This is a genomic window from Pseudomonas sp. (genome assembly GCF_035277045.1).
GTDB lineage: Bacteria > Pseudomonadota > Gammaproteobacteria > Pseudomonadales > Pseudomonadaceae > Aquipseudomonas.
Genome location: NZ_DATELE010000325.1, coordinates 43,763 through 63,863 on the forward strand (window position 1 = coordinate 43,763; position 20,101 = coordinate 63,863).

Below are 20,101 nucleotides of genomic sequence, written 5' to 3' on the forward strand. Positions count from 1 at the left end.
CATGCTCGCCCTCGGCAAATTGCTTGACCTGACCCTCGCCGACCATGAGCCGGCCGAGAAGACCCAAGTGACAGTCGAAGGCGTACGCTTGCGCTGGCTGGGCGAGGGGGCACTGGAAATACGGCCCCCAGAGGCGCGGGACAACGGCATGGACCTGCTTCTGTCGGCGGGTATCCACGGCAACGAAACCGCGCCGATCGAGCTGCTCGACGCCTTGCTGCATGGGGTGGCCCGCGGTGATATCAAGCCGCGGGCGCGGGTGCTGTTCCTGTTTGGCAACCCCCAGGCGATCCGCCGGGGCGAACGGTTCATCGAGCAGGACATCAACCGCCTGTTCAATGGCCGGCACGAGCTGTCCAGCGGTTTCGAGGCGCTGCGCGCCGGCGAGCTGGAACAGTTTGCCCGGGTGTTCTTCAGCCTTCCGGGCCGCACCCGCCTGCACTACGACCTGCACACCGCCCTTCGCGGCTCGAAGATCGAGCAGTTCGCCCTCTATCCCTACAAGGATGGCCGCCAGCATTCCCGCCGGGAACTGGCGCGCCTGCACGCGGCGGGCATGGAGGCGGTGCTGCTGCAGAGCAAGCCCTCGATCACCTTCAGCGCCTTTACCTACGAGCAGCTGGAGGCCGAGGCCTTTACCCTGGAACTGGGCAAGGCGCGTCCCTTCGGGCAGAACGAACAGGTCAACCTCGACCTGCTGCACGTGCGGATCAGGCAGTTGATCGAAGGCAACGAGCCCGAGACCGACCAGCGACTCGACGGCTTGCAGCTGTTCAGTGTCGCTCGCGAGATCATCAAGCACAGCGACAGCTTCCACCTGCACCTGCCGGCCGACATCGAAAACTTCTCGGAGTTGAGCAAAGGCTACCTGCTGGCCGAAGACCTGGCCGAGACGCGCTGGATAGTCGAGGAGGAGGGCGCGCGCATCATCTTCCCCAATCCCAAGGTCCGCAACGGCCTGCGCGCGGGACTTCTCGTGGTGCCCGACTCCGGGCAGCACCTGGCCTGACCGCCGCCACAGGATCGTGCAGCAGCACGGCGTGTGAGATGGTACTGTGACAAACCGTCCGATCGGCGGTTTCGATCGCATAAACACACTGCACCGAGATTGCAGGACCGATATAATGCGGCCCTTTGCCGTCGTTTCGTCAATTTGACGCAGGCCGCCGTTTCCGTGGAAGAACCTATGAAAAGCGCAGAAATCCGTGAAGCCTTCCTTCGCTTCTTCGAAGAGCAGGGACATACCCGAGTTGCCTCCAGCTCCTTGATTCCGGGCAATGACCCGACCCTGCTGTTTACCAACGCGGGCATGAACCAGTTCAAGGACTGCTTCCTCGGCCAGGAAAAACGCGCCTACACCCGTGCCGCCAGCAGCCAGAAGTGCGTGCGTGCCGGTGGCAAGCACAACGACCTGGAAAACGTCGGCTACACCGCCCGTCACCACACTTTCTTCGAAATGCTGGGCAACTTCAGCTTCGGCGACTACTTCAAGCGTGACGCGATCACCTTCGCCTGGACCTTCCTGACCTCCGACAAGTGGCTCAACCTGCCCAAGGAGAAGCTCTGGGTAACGGTCTACGCGAGCGACGACGAAGCCTACGACATCTGGACCAAGGAAGTCGGCGTGCCCGCCGAGCGCATGGTGCGCATCGGTGACAACAAGGGCGCCCCGTACGCCTCCGACAACTTCTGGACCATGGGCGACACCGGCCCGTGCGGCCCGTGCACGGAGATCTTCTACGACCACGGCGCCGACATCTGGGGCGGTCCGCCCGGCTCGCCTGAAGAAGACGGCGACCGCTACATCGAGATCTGGAACAACGTCTTCATGCAGTTCAACCGCACCGCCGATGGCGTGCTGCACCCGCTGCCCGCCCCGTCGGTGGACACCGGCATGGGCCTGGAGCGCATCAGCGCGGTCATGCAGCATGTGCATTCGAACTACGAGATTGACCTGTTCCAGAACCTGCTCGCCGCCGCCGCCAAGGCCATTGGCTGCAGCAACGATGCCCAGCCGTCGCTCAAGGTGGTCGCCGACCACATCCGTTCGTGCGGTTTCCTGATCGCCGATGGCGTGCTGCCATCCAACGAAGGCCGTGGCTACGTGCTGCGCCGCATCATTCGCCGCGCCTGCCGCCACGGCAACAAGCTGGGCGCCAAGGGCAGCTTCTTCCACCAGATCGTTGCCGCCCTGGCCGCCGAGATGGGCGAAGCCTTCCCTGAGCTCAAGACCCAGCAGGCGCACATCGAGCGCGTCCTCAAGACCGAGGAAGAGCAGTTCGCCAAGACCCTGGAGCAGGGCCTGAAGATCCTCGAGCAGGACCTGGCCCAGCTGCAAGGCGAAGTGGTTCCGGGCGACGTGGTGTTCAAGCTGTACGACACCTACGGCTTCCCGATGGACCTGACCGCGGACATCGCCCGCGAGCGCAGCCTGACCATCGACGAAGCGGGCTTCGAGCGCGAAATGGACGCCCAGCGTGAGCGCGCCCGTTCCGCCAGCGCCTTCGGCATGGACTACAACAGCCTGGTCAAGGTCGACGTGGCCACAGAATTCCTGGGTTACGCCGCGACCGAAGCCCAGGCCAAGGTCGTTGCGCTGTACCGCGAAGGCCGGCAGGTCGAGCAGCTGGCTGAAGGCGAGGAGGGTGTCGTGGTCCTCGACCGCACCCCGTTCTACGCCGAATCCGGCGGCCAGATCGGCGACAACGGCTACCTGCAGGCAAACGGCGTGCGCTTCGACGTGCGTGACACCACCAAGACCGGTGGCGCGTTCCTGCACCACGGCGTGGTCGCCAGCGGTGCCCTGAGCGTCGGTGCGCAGATCGAAGCCCGCGTCGATGCCGACGTGCAGAAGGCCACCTCGCTGAACCACTCGGCCACCCACTTGCTGCACGCCGCGCTGCGCCAGGTGCTGGGCGACCACGTGCAACAGAAAGGCTCGCTGGTCGACAGCCAGCGCCTGCGTTTCGACTTCAGCCACTTCGAGTCGATCAAGCCAGAGCAGATCAAGGCCCTGGAAGACATCGTCAACCGCGAAGTGCGCAAGAACACCGATGTAGAGACCGAAGAAACCGATATCGACACCGCCAAGGCCAAAGGCGCCATGGCGCTGTTCGGCGAGAAATACGGCGACAGCGTGCGCGTGCTGAGCATGGGCGGCGACTTCTCGGTCGAGCTGTGCGGCGGCATTCACGTCAAGCGCACCGGTGACATCGGCCTGTTCAAGATCATCAGCGAAGGTGGCGTGGCTTCCGGCGTGCGCCGTATCGAGGCGATCACTGGCGCCGCGGCACTGGCTTACCTCAATGGTGCCGAAGAGCAGCTCAAGGAAGCCGCGCAGCTGGTCAAGGGCAGCCGCGACAATCTGATCGACAAGCTCTCGGCGGTGATCGAGCGCAACCGCCAGCTGGAAAAACAGCTGGAGCAACTGCAGGCCAAGGCCGCCAGCGCCGCCGGAGACGATCTCTCCAATGGCGCGGTCGAGGTCAAGGACGCCAAGGTGCTCGCCGCCCGCCTGGACGGGCAGGACGGCAAGGCGCTGCTGGCGCTGGTCGACCAGTTGAAGAACAAGCTCGGCCGCGCAGTGATCCTGCTCGGCAGTGTGCATGAGGACAAGGTCGTGCTGGTTGCCGGCGTGACCAAGGACCTGACCGGCCAACTCAAAGCCGGTGATCTGATGAAGCAAGCCGCTGCTGCGGTGGGAGGCAAGGGCGGTGGCCGTCCGGACATGGCCCAGGGTGGTGGTGTCGACGCCGCGGCCCTGGACAGCGCTCTGGCCCTGGCCGTGCCTTTCGTCGAGCAGGGTCTTTAAGATGCCCGCGGCCGGTGGTCTAGTCACCGGCCGCGGCATGTTGGATTGTTTATTGGGTGCCCATTCATGGGCTGAGGCGGCATTGAAATGGCGTTGATCGTACAGAAATTTGGCGGCACCTCTGTCGGCTCCATCGAGCGGATCGAGCAGGTTGCCGACAAGATCAAGAAATTCCGTGAAGGCGGCGATGACCTGGTGGTTGTGCTGTCGGCCATGAGCGGCGAAACCAACCGCCTGATCGACCTGGCCAGGCAGATCACCGACCAGCCGGTTCCTCGTGAACTGGACGTGATCGTCTCGACCGGCGAGCAGGTGACCATCGCGCTGCTGGCCATGGCCTTGATGAAGCGTGGCGTGCCGGCGGTGTCCTACACCGGCAACCAGGTGCGGATCCTCACCGACAGCGCGCACAACAAGGCGCGCATCCTGCAGATCGACGACCAGAAGATCCGCGCCGACCTGAACGCCGGGCGCGTGGTGGTCGTGGCAGGCTTCCAGGGTGTCGACGAGCACGGCAACATCACCACCCTGGGCCGCGGCGGTTCCGACACCACGGGTGTGGCGCTGGCCGCCGCGCTCAAGGCTGACGAGTGCCAGATCTACACCGACGTCGATGGCGTCTACACCACCGATCCACGCGTGGTGGCCCAGGCTCGCCGCCTGGAGAAGATCACCTTCGAGGAGATGCTGGAAATGGCCAGCCTCGGCTCCAAGGTGCTGCAGATCCGTTCGGTCGAGTTCGCCGGCAAGTACAACGTCCCGCTGCGCGTGCTGCACAGCTTCAAGGAGGGTCCGGGTACCCTCATTACCATTGATGAAGAGGAATCCATGGAACAGCCGATCATTTCCGGCATCGCCTTCAACCGCGATGAGGCCAAGCTGACCATCCGCGGCGTACCGGATACCCCGGGCGTTGCCTTCAAGATCCTCGGCCCGATCAGTGCCGCGAACATTGAAGTCGATATGATCGTGCAAAATGTTTCGCACGATAACACCACCGACTTCACCTTCACCGTGCACCGCAACGAGTACGAGAAGGCCCAGGCCGTCCTCGAAAACACCGCTCGCGAAATCGGCGCGCGCGTGGTGAGCGGCGACACCAAGATCGCCAAGGTCTCGATCGTCGGCGTCGGCATGCGTTCGCACGCAGGCGTCGCCAGCCGCATGTTCGAAGCCCTGGCCAAGGAGAGCATCAATATCCAGATGATCTCCACCTCCGAGATCAAGGTCTCGGTGGTGATCGAGGAGAAGTACCTGGAGCTGGCCGTGCGAGCCTTGCACACCGCCTTCGAACTTGACGCCCCCGCTCGACAGAGCGAGTAAGGCGCTGCCTGGAAGGGCGCGGCTTGCCGCGCCCTTCGCGTTTCTGGCTTGTGCCGGCAATCCTGTCCTTTTGCCTGCGCGAGTTGCTTCACAGGCCTGGTCGCCGCCTCCGGTAGGGGAGTGGAGGTCCGGGCCTTCTACAGACTGTTGTCCCTGAATGAATTGCTTGGAGAGAAAACTATGCTGATTCTGACTCGTCGGTGCGCCGAGAGCTTGATCATTGGCGATGGCGAGATCACCGTGACGGTGCTTGGCGTCAAAGGAAACCAGGTGCGTATTGGCGTCAGCGCCCCTAAGGAAGTGGCCGTTCACCGCGAGGAAATCTACCTGCGGATCAAGAACGAGAAAGACGAAGAACCAAGCCTTTAATTTTTATCGAGTTTTTTTTAAAAAAGGGTTTGCAAACGGGGAAGCCTCTGGTTATTATACGCCCCGTGTTGCGGAGAGGTGGCCGAGTGGCCGAAGGCGCTCCCCTGCTAAGGGAGTATACCTCACAAGGGTATCGGGGGTTCGAATCCCCCCTTCTCCGCCATTATTCAAATGTAGGGCGCTGTACACTGGCTTAACCGCTAAGTCGTTGAAATTAAACGAAAAAATGGTTGCAAAGCTGAAATAGCGAACTATAATGCGCAACATGGACTCATAGCTCAGCTGGATAGAGTACTCGGCTACGAACCGAGCGGTCGCAGGTTCGAATCCTGCTGAGTCCACCATATAATGAAGTTGCCTGGCAAGGCCGGTCGATTTCGTTAAAACCAGTGGTAATCTGGTCTAAAACTACCACTCTGGACTCATAGCTCAGCTGGATAGAGTACTCGGCTACGAACCGAGCGGTCGCAGGTTCGAATCCTGCTGAGTCCACCATACAATAGAGCTGGCTGGTCACCCAGGCAGCTTTGTTTCAACCAGTGGTAATCTGGTCTAAAACTACCCACTCTGGACTCATAGCTCAGCTGGATAGAGTACTCGGCTACGAACCGAGCGGTCGCAGGTTCGAATCCTGCTGAGTCCACCATACAGCAGAAAGCCCGCTCTCGTAGCGGGCTTTCTGCTTTCCGGCATTCCAGTTCTGGCTGCCTTCCGCGCCCCTCAATCCGCACCTCGTGTGTTCTTCTGCCTGTGCATGCCGTCGCACTCATGGTCGTGAGCATTGTCATAGCTTCACACCGTAAACGCTTGTTATCGCCAAAAATTTAAGCGCTGCGACAGATGAGGCAGTGTATGATTGCGCCCGTCAGCCCCGCCGGGGCTTGTGGAATACCACCATGGACTTACCCAGTAGTTACTCAATAGCCCGATTTGCCAATCATGATCTGATCGATTGATTCTCCCGGCGTGCTCCGCTGCTGGGAGTGGAGTTCGCCTATGACCGAAGTCGAAGTAAAAAAATCTCAAGACAGCTTGCAGGACCGCCTTGCTCAGGTGGTCGATCTTCTGCAGCGTCAACGCGTGATCGAAGATCTCACTCACCGTCAGGAAGGGCACCACCAGGACCTGGTCGAGAACCTCGTTCACCGGCAGAACCTGGTAGAGCTGCAACGCAAGCTCGACGACCTGCACTCCGCAGACGTCGCCTATATCCTCGAAGCCTTGCCCCTCGATGACCGTCTGACGGTATGGCAGCTGGTCAAGGCCGAGCGCGACGGCGACATCCTGCTCGAAGTGTCCGACGCCGTGCGGGAAAACCTGATCGCCGACATGGACGATCACGAGCTTCTGGCTGCCGCCAAGGAAATGGACGCCGACGAACTCGCCGACCTCGCCCCCGAGCTGCCGCGCGACGTTGTCCACGAGCTGATGGAAACCCTCGATGCCCAGCAGCGCGAGCGTGTGCGTTCAGCCCTGAGCTACGACGAGGACCAGGTCGGCGCGCTGATGGACTTCGAGATGGTCACCATCCGCGAAGACGTCAGCCTTGAAGTGGTGCTGCGCTACCTGCGCAGGCTCAAGGAGCTGCCCGGGCATACCGACAAGCTGTTCGTGGTCGACAGCGATGGCATCCTCAAGGGCGTGTTGCCGATCAAGCGCCTGCTGGTGAACGATCCGGAAAAGATGGTCACCGAGGTCATGGCCAGCGACCCTGTCAGCTTCCACCCTGATGAGGACGCCTACGATGCCGCCCAGGCGTTCGAGCGCTACGACCTGGTATCCGCGCCGGTTGTGGACAAGAGCAACCACCTGATCGGCCGCCTGACCATCGACGAGATGGTCGACCTGATTCGTGAAGAGAGCGAAAGCGAAGTATTGAACATGGCGGGCCTGCGCGAGGAAGAAGACATCTTCGCCTCGGTATGGCGTTCGCTGCGCAACCGCTGGGCATGGCTTGCCATCAACCTGATCACCGCCTTCCTGGCATCGCGCGTCATCGGCCTGTTCGAAGGCTCGATCGAGAAGCTCGTGGCGCTGGCCGCGCTGATGCCGATTGTCGCGGGCATCGGTGGCAACTCCGGCAACCAGACCATCACCATGATCGTTCGGGCCATGGCTCTGGACCAGGTCAGCCCCGGCAACACTTCACGGCTGATGCGCAAGGAGCTTGCGGTGTCCTTGCTCAACGGCATCATCTGGGGCGGCGTCATCGGCGTCGTGGCCTATGTGCTCTACGACAGTTGGTCGCTGGGCTTGGTGATGACGGCAGCCATGACGCTGAACTTGCTGCTGGCCGCATTGATGGGCGTGCTGATCCCCATGACCCTCGCGCGTCTGGGCCGGGATCCGGCCATGGGGGCGAGCGTGATGATCACTGCCGTGACCGACAGCGGCGGTTTCTTTATCTTCCTTGGCCTGGCGACTGTCTTCCTGCTCTGATCGCCAGGTGAGCGCACACAAAAAAGCCAGCTTACGCTGGCTTTTTCATGCCTGTGTCACGGCAAATCAGGAAGCGTCGGCCGCCATTTCAACGTCATGTGCAATCAATGCAACCAGGGCGTTTTGCTGTCGATGGGACAACTGGCGGAAACGTTGCAGCAGTTCGCGTTCGTGCAGCGACAACTCGGGGCTGTCCAGGCGCATGCTCAGTTCATCACCCAGAGCACCTTCCTGGATAAGGCTTTGCTCAAGACGCGCGATGATTTCGGAGTTCATGCTGCGGTGATGGTTGCGCGCTACCTCGGCGATGCGCTCACGCATTCCGTCAGGCAGGCGGACGACAAACTTGTCAGCAGTGCGGCTCGAGTAGATAGCCTGTTTCATTGGGCGCATATAATTGACCGGTCTTGTAGTTCAGGGGAAGCGGTTCTCAAAATTGGCCGCACGATGGGATGTACGACCGTCGCGTTGACAAAATGTTCAACCCATACTGCGAATTAGGTGCCCATCATGCCTCAAGGTCGCCGTTTCCTTGGCGTCAAATCTGTGACAAATAGTGATCTGGATAAAGGCTTAGTGCCAGTACCAATTATCAGAAATGAGCACTGGTTTGAAAAGATTTGCTCGCGCTCCGGTCACTTGCATTTCAATCCTTTGTCGTGAAATCCGGATACACGACGGCAAAGGACAAGGAAAACACCTAGAATGCGCAGGTTCCCCCTCTACTGAGCATAGTGGCTATGCAGCATGACGCAAGCGCGCGGCGCAATCAGGATTCTTCCGGCCGGTTGATCTACCTCATGGGGCCTTCCGGGGCCGGCAAGGATTCCCTGATCGAGATGTCGCGGGCACGGCTACTCGCGGCCGGCGTCGGCGTGGCGCGTCGGGTGATCACCCGTTCCGCGGAGGCGAAAGGGGAAGACGCGATCGGCGTGTCGGTCGATGAGTTCGCCAGGTTGAAAGCGGCTGGCGCGCTAGCCCTCGACTGGCAGGCCAACGGGCTGGCCTATGGCATTCCGGCGAGTATCGATGCATCGCTGGAGGAGGGCATGCATGTGCTGGTCAATGGCTCTCGGGCTTACCTTGGCCATGCACGAGCCCGCTATCCCGACCTGCTGGCCATTCAGCTGGAGGTTGATCCGGCGGTTTTGCGACAGCGATTACTGGCGAGGGCGCGGGAGCCGGTCGTGCAGATCGAGCAGCGGCTCGTACGCGGGCACCAGTTGCAGCGGGTACAGGACGGCTCGGTGCGAGCATTGGACAATTCGGGCGCGCTGGAAGATGCCGCGCGGGGGCTTATGCGCATTCTGCGCGAGGAAGGCCTGGTTGCCGAGTGATTGCAGACCTCAGAACGAAACACGATCCGACGACAGTCGCTGGATGTGCGCGGGTGCGTCTCCCATCACTGCCTGGCGTGCCGAGAGGGCTGGGGTCTGCTTGAGCTGGGCAACCTGGTCCGCGGCGCCACCAAACTGGCTCAGGCCGATCACGGTGGTCAGGGCCAGAACGTTCAACAGAACCAGTGCAGTGTTCATCGGGGGTATCTCCGGCTAAGGGGTGACGGGTACCACTACGCTTCCCGATTGATGAAGCACTCGGCGTGCCAAGCTGAAATCTTTAAAAAAATCCTTTTAAATCAGTTGTTTATCACTGGTGTTACACACTGCGCGCCTTGCACTTTGCATTCTGCACGATGCCCACCGTTGCAGCTTGCACGATGGGTCAACTTGTACCTGGCAGGACTACGGGCAAAAAGCCCGATTGAACGCATGACAAATGGCACGTCGGTGGTTAACATGCTGGCCGTCGTTTCATGCAGCGCTTGCTGCCGACGCGTGTGTCTCAGTAGCTCAATTGGATAGAGCATCCCCCTCCTAAGGGGAAGGTTGCAGGTTCGAACCCTGCCTGGGACACCATATTTCTCAAGCTTTTCAGCATGTTCACCCGATAGGGGGCATTTCGACTGAATCGCAATGCCTCCAGTGCTGTGATTCTCCATGGCAGGCATTTTGAAGCTCCTTCCTTGACTGCGCCCAGGCTGATTTGGTTGACCAGGAAGTCTTTGAGTCTTTCCATCGCTTCCGTGACGCGCATCCAGGCCCTCGAACGCTGTAACGGGTTGTTGGCGTGCGAGGGCAAGCCGGGTTCGCGAGTGTTAGCGCTGATTTACCGGCTGTGCTTCTTCAGCTATGGATGGTCAGCGGCATTTGGGATGGTGAGTTTGTCTTTCGCCCCCAACGCAACTCTCATTGTTCTGACCTGTTCCGAGGTAACAGACGGTGCCTGGTTGCCCCATGAATTTCGGATGTAGTTGAGAATTTCCGAAACTTCTCTGTCGCTCATTTTCCAGGCAAAGGATGGCATCCCTGCAGCTGTCTGGCGGGCTTGCGTGTGTGGGGCTCTCGCGCCCATAAGCATAGCGTGGATCAGGTTCGTGGGGTCATTGGACGCGATACGATGGTTGCCCGCGAAGGCGGTCACCATGCCTTCGATCCCTTCACCGTCCAACCCGTGACAAGCTGAGCAGTTGACCTCATAGCCGAGCGCAGCCGCTTTTACACTGTTCGCATTCATTTCCATCGGCATACCTGGTTTTAGATCGGAAGCAGGCAGTGACTTCAGGTACTCGCCGATGGCTATGAGATCATGTTGGGTATAGTGTTGAAACGAATGCTCGACTGCTTCTGCCATCGGGCCTGCAGCTACTGCCACGCCGTCAGAGCCTGTTTGCAAATAGAGCGCTAACTGTTCGATTGACCAGTCGCCTAGTCCCGTCTGGTGGTTAGGGGTGATGTCTGGCGCATGCCAAGTGCCCAATCTTGCGCCCTGCATATAGGCGTCTGTGCGTTCACCGCCAAGCAGATTTCGCGGCGTGTGGCATGTACCGCAGTGCGCAGGGCCGTCCGTCAGGTATTTTCCTCGGTTCCAACTTTCGGTCTGCGTAACCTCGGTGATATATCGGCTGTTGTCGAAGAACAGCATGTCCCAGCCGGCCATGGCAAGGCGCATGTTGTAGGGGAAGTTCATACCCGCGTTTTCGTCTATCTCCTTTTTCACAGGAGCGATAGTGGACATGAAGGCCCAGAGGTCATGCATGTCCTGGTCATTGAGCTTGGTATAGGCGGGGTAGGGCATCGCCGGGTACAACAGGCCGTGCGAGCCAATGCCTTGGCGGACGGCATTGAAGAAGTCCCGTTCTGTCATGGCGCCGATGCCGGTCTGCTTGTCCGGGGTGATGTTCGAGGTGATCAGCGAGCCGAAAGGCGTATCGATCTTGTAGCCGCCGGCGAAGTTCGGCTTGTGACACGCCGCGCAGTCCGAGAGTCGCATTACGTACTCACCCCGGGTTATAGCGGCCTGATCGGTGCTTTGGAACTCGGCGAGTGGCACTGTGTTGTCGGCGACATCGGAGCGCGAGGTGTCAAACGTACGCCAGGCCATCCAGCCAGCACCGGCAGCGGCTATGCACCCCGCCAAGGCCGCTACCTTAATGATTTTTTTCCAGTTCATCATTGCTCAATCAAACCTTGACCAGTGCACCAGGATTCTTGAAATAGGTTTCGTGGATAGCTCTCGCGGCCCGGATGGCCAGGGCGCCCACGGTGATGGTCGGGTTGTACCCGCCATTATTCGGGAAGGCCGAAGCGCCTACGACAAACAGGTTGTGTGCATCCCAGCTCTGGAGATAAGGGTTGACGGCTGACGTCGTCGGGTCGGCGCCCATTACCGCTCCACCTATGGTGTGCGAGCTGTGCTGCGAATACGGGTTCCAGCTCTTCTCGCCCTGGTTCTCGACGATGATGTCCTTGCCGCCGGCCTCTTTCATGATTCTCACGGCACGTTCGGTCACGAAGTCGAGCATGTTGGTGTCGTTGCGGTTCCAGTCGAAGGTCAAGCGCAGCAGGGGCTGACCATGCCGGTCTTTGTAGGTCGGATCGAGATCCAGGTAGGCGTCGCGAACCGGCATGGAGGTGCCTTGGCAGAAGATGCCACCGTACTGCTGGTAATCACGGGAGTAGGCTTTCTTCCACTCAGTCCCCCAACGCTTGGTACCGGGGCGCACAGTGTTGGCGTTCTGGATTGGGCGGCCGTTTGTGGAGTAGCCCATGATCCCCGCACCACCAATGAAATCCAGGTTGGAGTGGTCGAAGTTGTCACCATTGAAATCATCGATCTGGACGGCCAAAGCGCCACCGCCGATGAAGGGGTTCATGTAGCTGTCGTCGAAGAAGCCAGTGACTGTTGAGCACGTCTGGTAGTTGTAGTTGCGGCCGATCGTCCCCCGCCCAGTGCGAGGGTCGTATTGTTCCCCTACCCGCGACAGGAGCATCAAGCGGACGTTGTCCATCTGGTAGGCCGTGATGCACACCACGTCTGCGGGCTGGAAGCCTTCGACGCCCTCCTTGGTGATGAACTTGACGCCTTTCACGGTTTTGCCGTCGTCATGTTTGACCGCATGCAGCACTTCGGTTTCGCTCAGTAGCGTGAAGTTGGGCCGACGCATCAGAGCAGGAAGGATGCATGCCTGTGGCGACGACTTGGAGAAGTTGCCACAACCGTGGAAGTCGCAGAAACCACAGTAAGTGCATGGCCCCATGGTCACACCCAGCGGGTTAACGAACGCCTGGGAAATGTTGCCGGCTGGAATCGTAAAAGGGTGGTAACCCATGCGCGTGGATGCGTCCCGGAACGTGCGCATCCAATGCGTATCTTTCAAAGGAGGGGTTGGATACTCACGCGAGCGCGGCCCTTCGAAAGGGTTGCCGCCTGGTCTGATCTCGCCATTGATGTTGCCAGCGACGCCTGACGTGCCAGCGATACGCTCGAAGCGGTCATAGTAGGGTGCCATGTCCTCATAGGTGACGCCCCAGTCCTGCAATTGCAGTCCCTCCATTTTGGCAGCACCGTAGCGCTCACGAGTCTGAGTGGCGACCTGGAAGTCCCAAGGCGAGAAGCGCCAGGACATGCCCGCCCAGTGAGCGCCTGCACCACCTACATTCCATCCATACTGGAATGCAGACCAGCTCCGGACGGGGGCTGCCTGTTGATCAAGGCGGTTACGGAAGGTTGTTGTTTCAACGCTCATGGGCTGCAGCAGTTCTCGACGTGTTGTCCAACGCAGCTCGTCAGGATCGACCGCAGGCGGAAAGTCGGTGGAAGTGTCGCGCCATGCGCCGCGTTCAATCGCGACGACATTCAAGCCCGCGCGGGTCAGCTCTTCGGCCATGACCGAACCTGCCCAGCCTAAGCCGCAGATCACGACGTCGGCCCTGGGACGTGGATTACTCATGTTTGTTTCCTCAGGTTCAATCGGCCGGGATAAGGCTTACTGGTATCAGACTTAGATTTTCACCACGACGATCGATGTACGGTCGATAGTCGTAGCGGGCGCCGGGGAAGCCGATCATCTTCCATCCCGCCATGTCGCGATTGCCGCCATAGACAGGATCGGAGAGATAGCCTTCACGAACGTTTTGCAGCAGAAGCTCAAAGAATCCCTTGCTATCGATGTCGCTGCCTAAGCTGATCGTTCCTGCTTCCAGCTGTGTGAGGAGAGTGTCGATTTGCTCATTAGTGAGTTCGACGAACGCTTTGCCAAAATTCTTCTCCGCATAGCGTTGTAAAGCCGTTAGCCCGACTCGGTATCGCACCAGGGGTGTGGCGAGAAACTGCGGAGTGCCCATGAGTTTCATTTCATTTTCGGGGCTGATGGGGCCTTCCAGGTAGAGAGCCTTGCCGGATCCGTAATCGCCAGCGAGTTGGCTATCGATGAACTCCAAGCATCCTGCTTGAGTGGCTGATGGGCCGTATTCATCAGCTGGCAGGAGGCGGTCATAAACCGCGCCTAGCGTTTTGCGTTCGAGTACGGTGAGCACAAGAAAACCGCCTGTTCGAACGGCAGGCTTCGGCATGTGGTCATCACTAAGCTGGGTTTCGTGGGGGACACCTTTGAGCTCCGCTGCGCTGAGGCTGGGGGCCACAGCTAGCGAAGCTGCGATGGTGCCCAAAGAAAAGAGGGCTTCTCTTCGGTTCATTCGCGGATCCTACAAGGCAGTAATACGTGGAGTTTTTTTTAGAATTGGGTCTGCACCTGGAGGCCGGCGACCCAGGTGTTATCAACCTCGCGCTGGCCATCAGGGTTTTTGAGGTATTGAAGGTTGGGAAGGACGCTGAGCCAGCCAGTAACCTGGGCTCGATAGTTGAGCTCGGCTACGTACATGGTGTGCTGCTCAGGCACATATCCGGCGTCCTCAAAAGTGGCACCGCTTTGTTCGTTCGCTGTTTTCGCGTTGCGCAGGAAGCGTGAGCTGCCATGAATCCGAGCTGCGCCAAAACCAATGGTGTCGGCAGGGCGGATGTCAAACAGGCCTTTGTAAAGCAAGGCTACTTTTTGATAACTGTCGACTGGTGTGCTCGCGCGATCCATGAAGGTAGCGCTGGCGACGACTGTCAGGCCGCGTGAAGTGTCACCGGCCACGGAGGTCAGTTGCTGTTTGGCGACGACCCATGAACCGTGTCGGCTGGAGTTGGTGCGGTAGTCAGCACCCGTGATCGCAGCGGGTTGGTTGTTGATGTCTTTGTAGACATCCGGGGCCCCGGCAGTGCTGTGGTAGTAGCCAACTCGATATTCCCCTGGAAGCTGGTTCACGGACGGTGTCCAGACTAACTCAACCGGCACGAGCGTACCGGTGGTGCCCTTCACATTCACTTTCAGGCCGTTATCGTTGTCCAGGTTGGATGGGTTTACGTTGTAGGCCCCGATCTGTGTGTAGATCTCGTCGGTGATGCGATAGCGTAGGCGGGCTGCCCATTGGCTGATCGGGCCGTTGTGGATGCTGTCCACATAATTGCCGGGCTGCGAGCCACAGAAAGCCAGGTTCTGGAAGACGCAGTCCTCGGCGGCAAACTCATCACTCACCGCGTAGCGACCGGCTTTGAGATTGATCTTGTCATCGAGCCAGCCCTTGCTCAGCCATAGCTGCCCGATGCGGGTTACGCTCCCCCGCCCATTGATCTCTTGTGTTGCGTTGAAGCTTTTGGCTCGTGGATCGCTGGTGATTTCATCGAGCTCCGATCCATTGCGGTTGGAGAGGGCCAAGCTGAATTTTGTCTCTTCCCATCCTGCCAATTTTTCCAAGTCTACAGACAGACCCAGAGTGAATTGATCGGAGTAGCGAGTCACATGATGGTGAGGTTCATAACCACCGCGAAGGTTTGAAGCAGACTCTCCTACGTAGCCCATCTTGAGGTCTACGCCTTTCTCCAGCAGTTCCGTGCGAAGTCCGCCCCAGTCTCCGGTCATCCATCGCGAGTCTACGGCGAAGGCGTCATCCGCTTGGGATATCGTGGCCCAGCCTGATACCGTGCAGGCCGAAATTGCAAAGGCAGCGATGCGAATACGCAGGGCGAGCGGAGAGATCTTGATGTCCATGTTTTGGCTTCTTCCAAGGGTTACAAAATTGGCTGCGCTTTTTGGTGTTGTGTGCGGCCAAGGGGAGGTAGTGCCGCACTGCTGTGAGTGCGGCAGTTGGTGCTTAATGATTGAGCCAGTGGTCTGCGCCTAGCTGCTCACGGGCAGTTTTCACATCGGACGTAGACACCCCCAGAGCGCTATTGCCCCAGCTGTTGCGGATGTAGGTCAGGACGGCAGCGATGTCTTCGTCGGCCATCTTCCAGTCAAAACGGGGCATGCCCGCACCGGTGGGATTGCCTTCGGTCACCGGACCTTCGGCACCCATCAGTACCACGTTCAGGAGGCTTGAAGGATCGATGGCGTTAACCTGCGCGCTGCCTGCGAAAGCAGGAATCATGTTCCGTACACCCGTACCGTCTGCACGGTGGCAAGCCTCGCACTGGGTCTGCATCACGCGCTTGCCAGTCACCATCCTAGGGTCGGTTGCAGCGATGGCGGCAGGACGAACTTCCTTGCTGGCCGGTATTTGTTTGAGGTAGGCAGCAATCGCCTGTAGGTCACCTTCCGTGAGGTACTGAGTCGAGTTCTCCACGGCCTCCATCATTGGGCCCGAAGCAACGGCTTGATGATTTGCACCGGTCTTGAGGTAAGTGAGGATGGCGTCAGTTGTCCATCGGCCTAGGCCGACGTGCTGGTTGGGCGTGAGATCCGGAGCATGCCAGCCTTGTAGTGTCCCACCTTGCAGGGCAGCAGGGACGTCGCCACCGAGCAGATTCTTGCCGGTATGGCAGGCCGCGCAGTGTCCCGGGCCGTTGACCAGGTAGTCGCCTCGGTTGATCAGCGCAGTGACACCTGGCACTGGCGTGAATTGCTTGTCCTGGAAGAACAGCAGGTTCCAACCCGCCAGCAGGAAGCGCTGGTTGAACGGGAACGGTAGCTCGTTCTCCACCACAACCTGCTTGACCGGGGCGATGGTGCGCATGTAAGCCCACAGATCCGCCATGTCCTGGTCGGTCATCTTGGCATAAGCGGGGTAGGGCATTGCGGGATACAGGTAGCCATCGCGCCCGATACCGTGACGGACAGCCTTGTCGAACTCTTCGAGTGTCCAGGAGCCAATACCGGTCTCTTTATCCTGGGTGATGTTCGAGGCTTTGATCACACCGAAAGGTGTTTGCAGCTTGTAGCCGCCGGCATAAATGGTTTTACCAGGCACGGTGTGGCAGGCGGCACAGTCGCCCATGGCTGCAACGTACTTCCCACGCTCGACCTGAGCCGCACTGCTCCCCGCCAGCTCAACCTGAATCGCGGGAAAGGTACGGTTTTCACCATTCTTGGCATACGTAAGGAAACCCACAAAGCCGATTACTCCGCAGCCGACAACTGTAGCCACGATGGTCTTGATTTTCTTCAAGTGCATCTCCTCAGCGAGTCAGCAGGCCAGGTTGGCGGATGTAATCGTTGATGATCGCTTTGGCTGTCCACAGCGTGAGTGCGCTCAAGGTGCCGGTAGGGTTGTAGCCACCGTTGTTAGGGAAGGAAGAGGCACCGATCACGAACAGGTTGTGGGCGTCCCAGCTCTGCTGGTAGCGATTGAGCGCCGAGGTCGCAGGATCAAGTCCCATCGGGGTACCACCAATGGTGTGGCCGGAGTCGTACGCTCTGTTTGGGCTGAATGGCTCGTCCGGGAAGGCGACAGCTTCCCAAGACTTGGCGCCGCTTTGCTTGCAGATATCGGCGATACGGTCGCGGATGAAGCGGGCCATGCGGCGGTCGTTCTCGTTGAACTCGTAGGTCATACGCAGCAGGGGCTGACCGTTGTCATCCTTGTAGTTAGGGTCAAGCGAGAGATAGCTTTCCGCGTGGGCGTAGGAGGTACCTTGACCCTGGATTTTTCCGTAGTTCTGGTAGCTGTGCTTGAAGGCCTTTTTCCACTCGGCGCCCCAGAGCTTGGTTCCCGCTGGAACGCGGTCTGCAAGTCCCATTGGGGTTGCCTGGTCGGACAGGGCCATGATCCCCGCACCGCCGATGAAGCCAAGGTTGGTATGGTCGAAGTTGTCGCCGTTGAAGTCATCCACCTGAGTCGCAAGAGCGCCCGTGGAGATGAACGGGTTCATGTGCTCATTCTCGAAGTACAGGAAACCGTATGACATGGTCTGGAAGTTGTAGGCTCGTCCTACGGTGCCGGTGCGTGTGGCCGGGTCGTACGGTTTGCCAACCTCGGAGAGCAGCATCAGGCGCACGTTGTCGAACTGGAAGGCGGCGAAGATCACGATGTCGGCAGGCTGGAAGCCGATATTCCGATCCGAGTCCACGAAGCTGACCCCGGTGAGGGTCTTGCCGTCTGGCGCTTTCTCCGCCTTCAGTACGGTGCATTCAGTGAGCAAGGTGAAATTCTTGCGCGTCATCAGTGCAGGGATAACGCAGGCGTTTGGCGACGACTTCGACCAGTTGCCACAGCCATAGAATCCACAGAAGCCGCAGTAGGTGCAGGGCGCGAGATTGATCCCGAGGGGGTTGGTGTACGGTGCGCCGATCGTGCCTGCCGGGATCGGGAAGGGGTGCAAGCCCATTTTCTCGGTCGTGGCGTGGAAGATGTCATTCCAGCGCGAACGCTCAAGTGGCGGCGTCGGATATTCCGAGCTGCGCGAGCCCTCGAAGGGATTGCCGCCTGGCTGAATGACGCCGCTGATGACGCCTGCCTTCCCGGATACGCCGGCGATTTTCTCCCATCGGTCGTAGTGCGGCTCGAGGTCGTCATAGGTGACACCCCAATCCTGGACAATCAACCCTTCCGGGAGCTGCATCCTCGGGTAGCGCTCATTGACCCGAGTCGCCATCGTGAAATCGGAAGGCAAGAATCGCCAGGAGTTGGCAGACCAGTGCTTACCTGCTCCACCTACGCTGTAGCCGACAACCCAGTTGTTGAAGTCGCGACCGGGCAAGGCCGTTTGAGAGCGGTGATTACGGAAGGTCAGCGTTTCAACGCTAGGCGGGCGAAGTGCTTCGCGCCGGGCACCATAACGCAGTTCGTCTGCAGCGACGTTCGGCGAAAAGTTACGGTGAGTCACCTCGTAGGGGCCGCGCTCGATGCAGACAACATCGAGGCCAGCACGGGTCAGTTCTTCTGCCATCAGAGAACCAGCCCAGCCAAGACCGACGATCACGGCGTCAGCTTTGGGACGTTTGTAATCCATTTTTAACTTCCAGATCAGGCACGCGCCTATGCGGCGTCTAAGGTTTGAAGGTTCAGATGCGACCGATGAGGCTGACGGGGATCAGGTCGATCTTCTGGCCCTTGAGGGACAGGACGTCGCGGTAGTCGTAGCGGGCTCCGGGGAACCCGATCATTTTCCAGCCGACCATGTCACGATTGCCGCCGTACAGTGGGTCGGCGAAGAAGCCTTCCTGAACGTTCGCCAGAAATACCTTGAAGAGCGCCGCCGTTGGAATGGTGCCCAGCACCATGCTTGCGCTTTCCATCAATTCCAGCAGCGCGTCTTGCTGATCTGGGAACATCGTTTCAAAGCTTTTGCCGTACTGCTTGATGCAGTAGGTATCGAGCTCTGCCAAACCGGTGCGATAAAGCTCCTGCGCATTACGCAGCGATTGATCACCTTGAGTGGCAGAGCCCATTTGCTCGGGGCCTTTGCGGTAGCGAGCATCGCCGCGGCCATAGGGGCCGGCGAGCTGGTGGTCGATGAAAACGACGCATCCTGCCTGGGAAGCGCTCGGGCTCAGTTCGTCTGCGGGGATGAGCCGATCAAAAATGGCCGTTACCTGAGCGTATTCCTTGTCTGTGAGGAACATGCGTTTGCTGGGGTCGACGGGGCTCGGAGGGGGCGTCTCTTTCGCATGCCACCTGTTACCACCAGAAAGGACGCGCAACGCAGCGCCTGCAGGGCGGAAAATTGAGGCTGCTGCAGAAGTGGCAATGAGCACCAGTCCAGCCTTGAGTACATTTCTTCGTTCCATCTCATCTCCTTCGCGACTTCGCGGGGCATAACTTGTCGCGCTCATTCACGCCGAAGAGGGTGATGACATCCTGGGATCAGTCTTGAGAGCGCTCTCATTGCGTGGCCAAAAAAATGCCGCGCGCCTCCTGGGCGGCAGCTTCTATGAGAACGCTCTCATTTTGATGGCCAAAAAAACCGGCTCGTGTTGGCCACCCTTTTAAGGTGACCAGTAAGTCCGGTGGCCGCAAATCATAGGCGCGACAAAATGTCTCGTCAACGAGCGCGGTAAAGGGAGGAGGGATTACGACGCTTTAGGTGGGCCGGAAGACTCGCGAACAATCAGCTCGACAGGCATGATGTGACGCCGCGTGCGTTTGGCTTTATTGGCCAGGATTTCACGCAGTGAATCCACGACAACTTGTGCCTGTGCTTCGGTGTCCTGACGCAGTGTCGTCAGCGAGAAGACAGAGTTAGACGCATTGGGAATGTCATCGAAGCCGATCACCGACACATCCTCAGGCACCGACATGCCCATGCCCCTGAGCCGGTCGAGGATGCCCAGCGCGAGGAAGTCATTGGATGCGAGGATGGCAGTGGGGGGCTCAGGGTCGGAAAATAGAACATCGACTCCACGGCGCCCGGATGCGGCGTCGTGGGTACCGCGCAGGAAGAATGGTTGCAGGCCAGCTTCTTCCATCGCTTCGCAATACGCCTTGGTACGCTCTTTCGCGGAGGCCTCTGTGCCACCACCCAGATGGGCGATGCGCCGATGGCCAAGCTCAAGCAGGT

The 20,101-nt window shown here is 59.4% G+C and carries 16 protein-coding genes and 5 tRNA genes; 11 read left to right on the top strand and 10 right to left on the bottom strand.

The genetic code is table 11. The features are described from left to right. Position 1 precedes the first annotated feature (1 nt). From astE to mgtE, 9 genes are all read left to right on the top strand, one after another. The gene (gene astE / locus VJS90_RS21495) at positions 2-1,009 is read left to right on the top strand and encodes a succinylglutamate desuccinylase (protein ID WP_324123644.1); all 1,008 of its coding nucleotides are present in this window, start codon (positions 2-4) and stop codon (positions 1,007-1,009) included. 177 nt (positions 1,010-1,186) lie between these two features. Further along, positions 1,187-3,811: an alanine--tRNA ligase gene (gene alaS / locus VJS90_RS21500; RefSeq protein ID WP_324123645.1), complete on the top strand. Its 2,625-nt coding sequence runs from the start codon at positions 1,187-1,189 to the stop codon at positions 3,809-3,811. Between the two features lie 87 nt (positions 3,812-3,898). After that, on the top strand, positions 3,899-5,134 hold the full coding sequence (locus VJS90_RS21505; protein WP_324123646.1) for an aspartate kinase: 1,236 nt from the start codon (positions 3,899-3,901) through the stop codon (positions 5,132-5,134). Positions 5,135-5,314: 180 nt separating this feature from the next. Further along, a complete protein-coding gene (gene csrA, locus VJS90_RS21510) occupies positions 5,315-5,503 on the top strand; it encodes a carbon storage regulator CsrA (RefSeq protein ID WP_023533771.1) in 189 nt (62 codons plus the stop codon). 72 nt (positions 5,504-5,575) lie between these two features. After that, a tRNA-Ser gene (locus VJS90_RS21515) sits at positions 5,576-5,666 on the top strand. A gap of 104 nt (positions 5,667-5,770) precedes the next feature. Beyond that, positions 5,771-5,847: transfer RNA gene (locus VJS90_RS21520), tRNA-Arg, on the top strand. 74 nt (positions 5,848-5,921) lie between these two features. Next, positions 5,922-5,998, top strand: a tRNA-Arg gene (locus tag VJS90_RS21525). Between the two features lie 74 nt (positions 5,999-6,072). Further along, positions 6,073-6,149 (top strand) — tRNA-Arg (locus tag VJS90_RS21530). Positions 6,150-6,499: 350 nt separating this feature from the next. Further along, positions 6,500-7,942 carry a magnesium transporter gene (gene mgtE / locus VJS90_RS21535; RefSeq protein WP_324123647.1) on the top strand — a complete coding sequence of 481 codons (1,443 nt, stop codon included), beginning with the start codon at positions 6,500-6,502 and terminating at the stop codon, positions 7,940-7,942. Positions 7,943-8,008: 66 nt separating this feature from the next. Here mgtE and VJS90_RS21540 read toward each other — a convergent pair whose 3' ends face one another. After that, positions 8,009-8,335, bottom strand: coding sequence for an Arc family DNA-binding protein (locus VJS90_RS21540; RefSeq protein WP_003254499.1), 327 nt, complete (start codon positions 8,333-8,335; stop codon positions 8,009-8,011). A gap of 347 nt (positions 8,336-8,682) precedes the next feature. Here VJS90_RS21540 and phnN point away from each other — a divergent pair, with 347 nt between their 5' ends. Further along, entirely contained in the window at positions 8,683-9,279 is a 597-nt protein-coding gene (gene phnN / locus VJS90_RS21545; protein WP_324123648.1) for a phosphonate metabolism protein/1,5-bisphosphokinase (PRPP-forming) PhnN, read from the top strand. A 9-nt stretch (positions 9,280-9,288) separates the two neighbouring features. On the opposite strand, the gene VJS90_RS21550 is transcribed toward phnN, so the two are convergent. Next, entirely contained in the window at positions 9,289-9,477 is a 189-nt protein-coding gene (locus VJS90_RS21550; RefSeq protein ID WP_324123649.1) for a hypothetical protein, read from the bottom strand. 304 nt (positions 9,478-9,781) lie between these two features. Here VJS90_RS21550 and VJS90_RS21555 point away from each other — a divergent pair. After that, positions 9,782-9,858 (top strand) — tRNA-Arg (locus tag VJS90_RS21555). A gap of 271 nt (positions 9,859-10,129) precedes the next feature. Here the strand turns inward: VJS90_RS21555 and VJS90_RS21560 are convergent. The 8 genes from VJS90_RS21560 to VJS90_RS21595 form a co-directional block, all read right to left on the bottom strand. Further along, positions 10,130-11,455 carry a cytochrome c gene (locus VJS90_RS21560; protein WP_324123650.1) on the bottom strand — a complete coding sequence of 442 codons (1,326 nt, stop codon included), beginning with the start codon at positions 11,453-11,455 and terminating at the stop codon, positions 10,130-10,132. Between the two features lie 7 nt (positions 11,456-11,462). After that, a complete protein-coding gene (locus tag VJS90_RS21565; protein WP_324123651.1) occupies positions 11,463-13,232 on the bottom strand; it encodes a GMC family oxidoreductase in 1,770 nt (589 codons plus the stop codon). Between the two features lie 16 nt (positions 13,233-13,248). After that, positions 13,249-13,977 (bottom strand): gluconate 2-dehydrogenase subunit 3 family protein, encoded by a 729-nt coding sequence (locus tag VJS90_RS21570; protein ID WP_324123652.1) that lies wholly within the window; start codon positions 13,975-13,977, stop codon positions 13,249-13,251. A gap of 38 nt (positions 13,978-14,015) precedes the next feature. After that, positions 14,016-15,374: a carbohydrate porin gene (locus VJS90_RS21575; RefSeq protein ID WP_324123653.1), complete on the bottom strand. Its 1,359-nt coding sequence runs from the start codon at positions 15,372-15,374 to the stop codon at positions 14,016-14,018. A 103-nt stretch (positions 15,375-15,477) separates the two neighbouring features. After that, positions 15,478-16,770: a cytochrome c gene (locus VJS90_RS21580; RefSeq protein WP_324123654.1), complete on the bottom strand. Its 1,293-nt coding sequence runs from the start codon at positions 16,768-16,770 to the stop codon at positions 15,478-15,480. 10 nt (positions 16,771-16,780) lie between these two features. Further along, the gene (locus VJS90_RS21585; protein ID WP_324123655.1) at positions 16,781-18,553 is read right to left on the bottom strand and encodes a GMC family oxidoreductase; all 1,773 of its coding nucleotides are present in this window, start codon (positions 18,551-18,553) and stop codon (positions 16,781-16,783) included. A 52-nt stretch (positions 18,554-18,605) separates the two neighbouring features. Further along, on the bottom strand, positions 18,606-19,331 hold the full coding sequence (locus VJS90_RS21590; RefSeq protein WP_324123656.1) for a gluconate 2-dehydrogenase subunit 3 family protein: 726 nt from the start codon (positions 19,329-19,331) through the stop codon (positions 18,606-18,608). A 282-nt stretch (positions 19,332-19,613) separates the two neighbouring features. Continuing rightward, the coding region (locus VJS90_RS21595) for a substrate-binding domain-containing protein (protein WP_324123657.1) at positions 19,614-20,101 on the bottom strand (488 nt) is incomplete at its 5' end.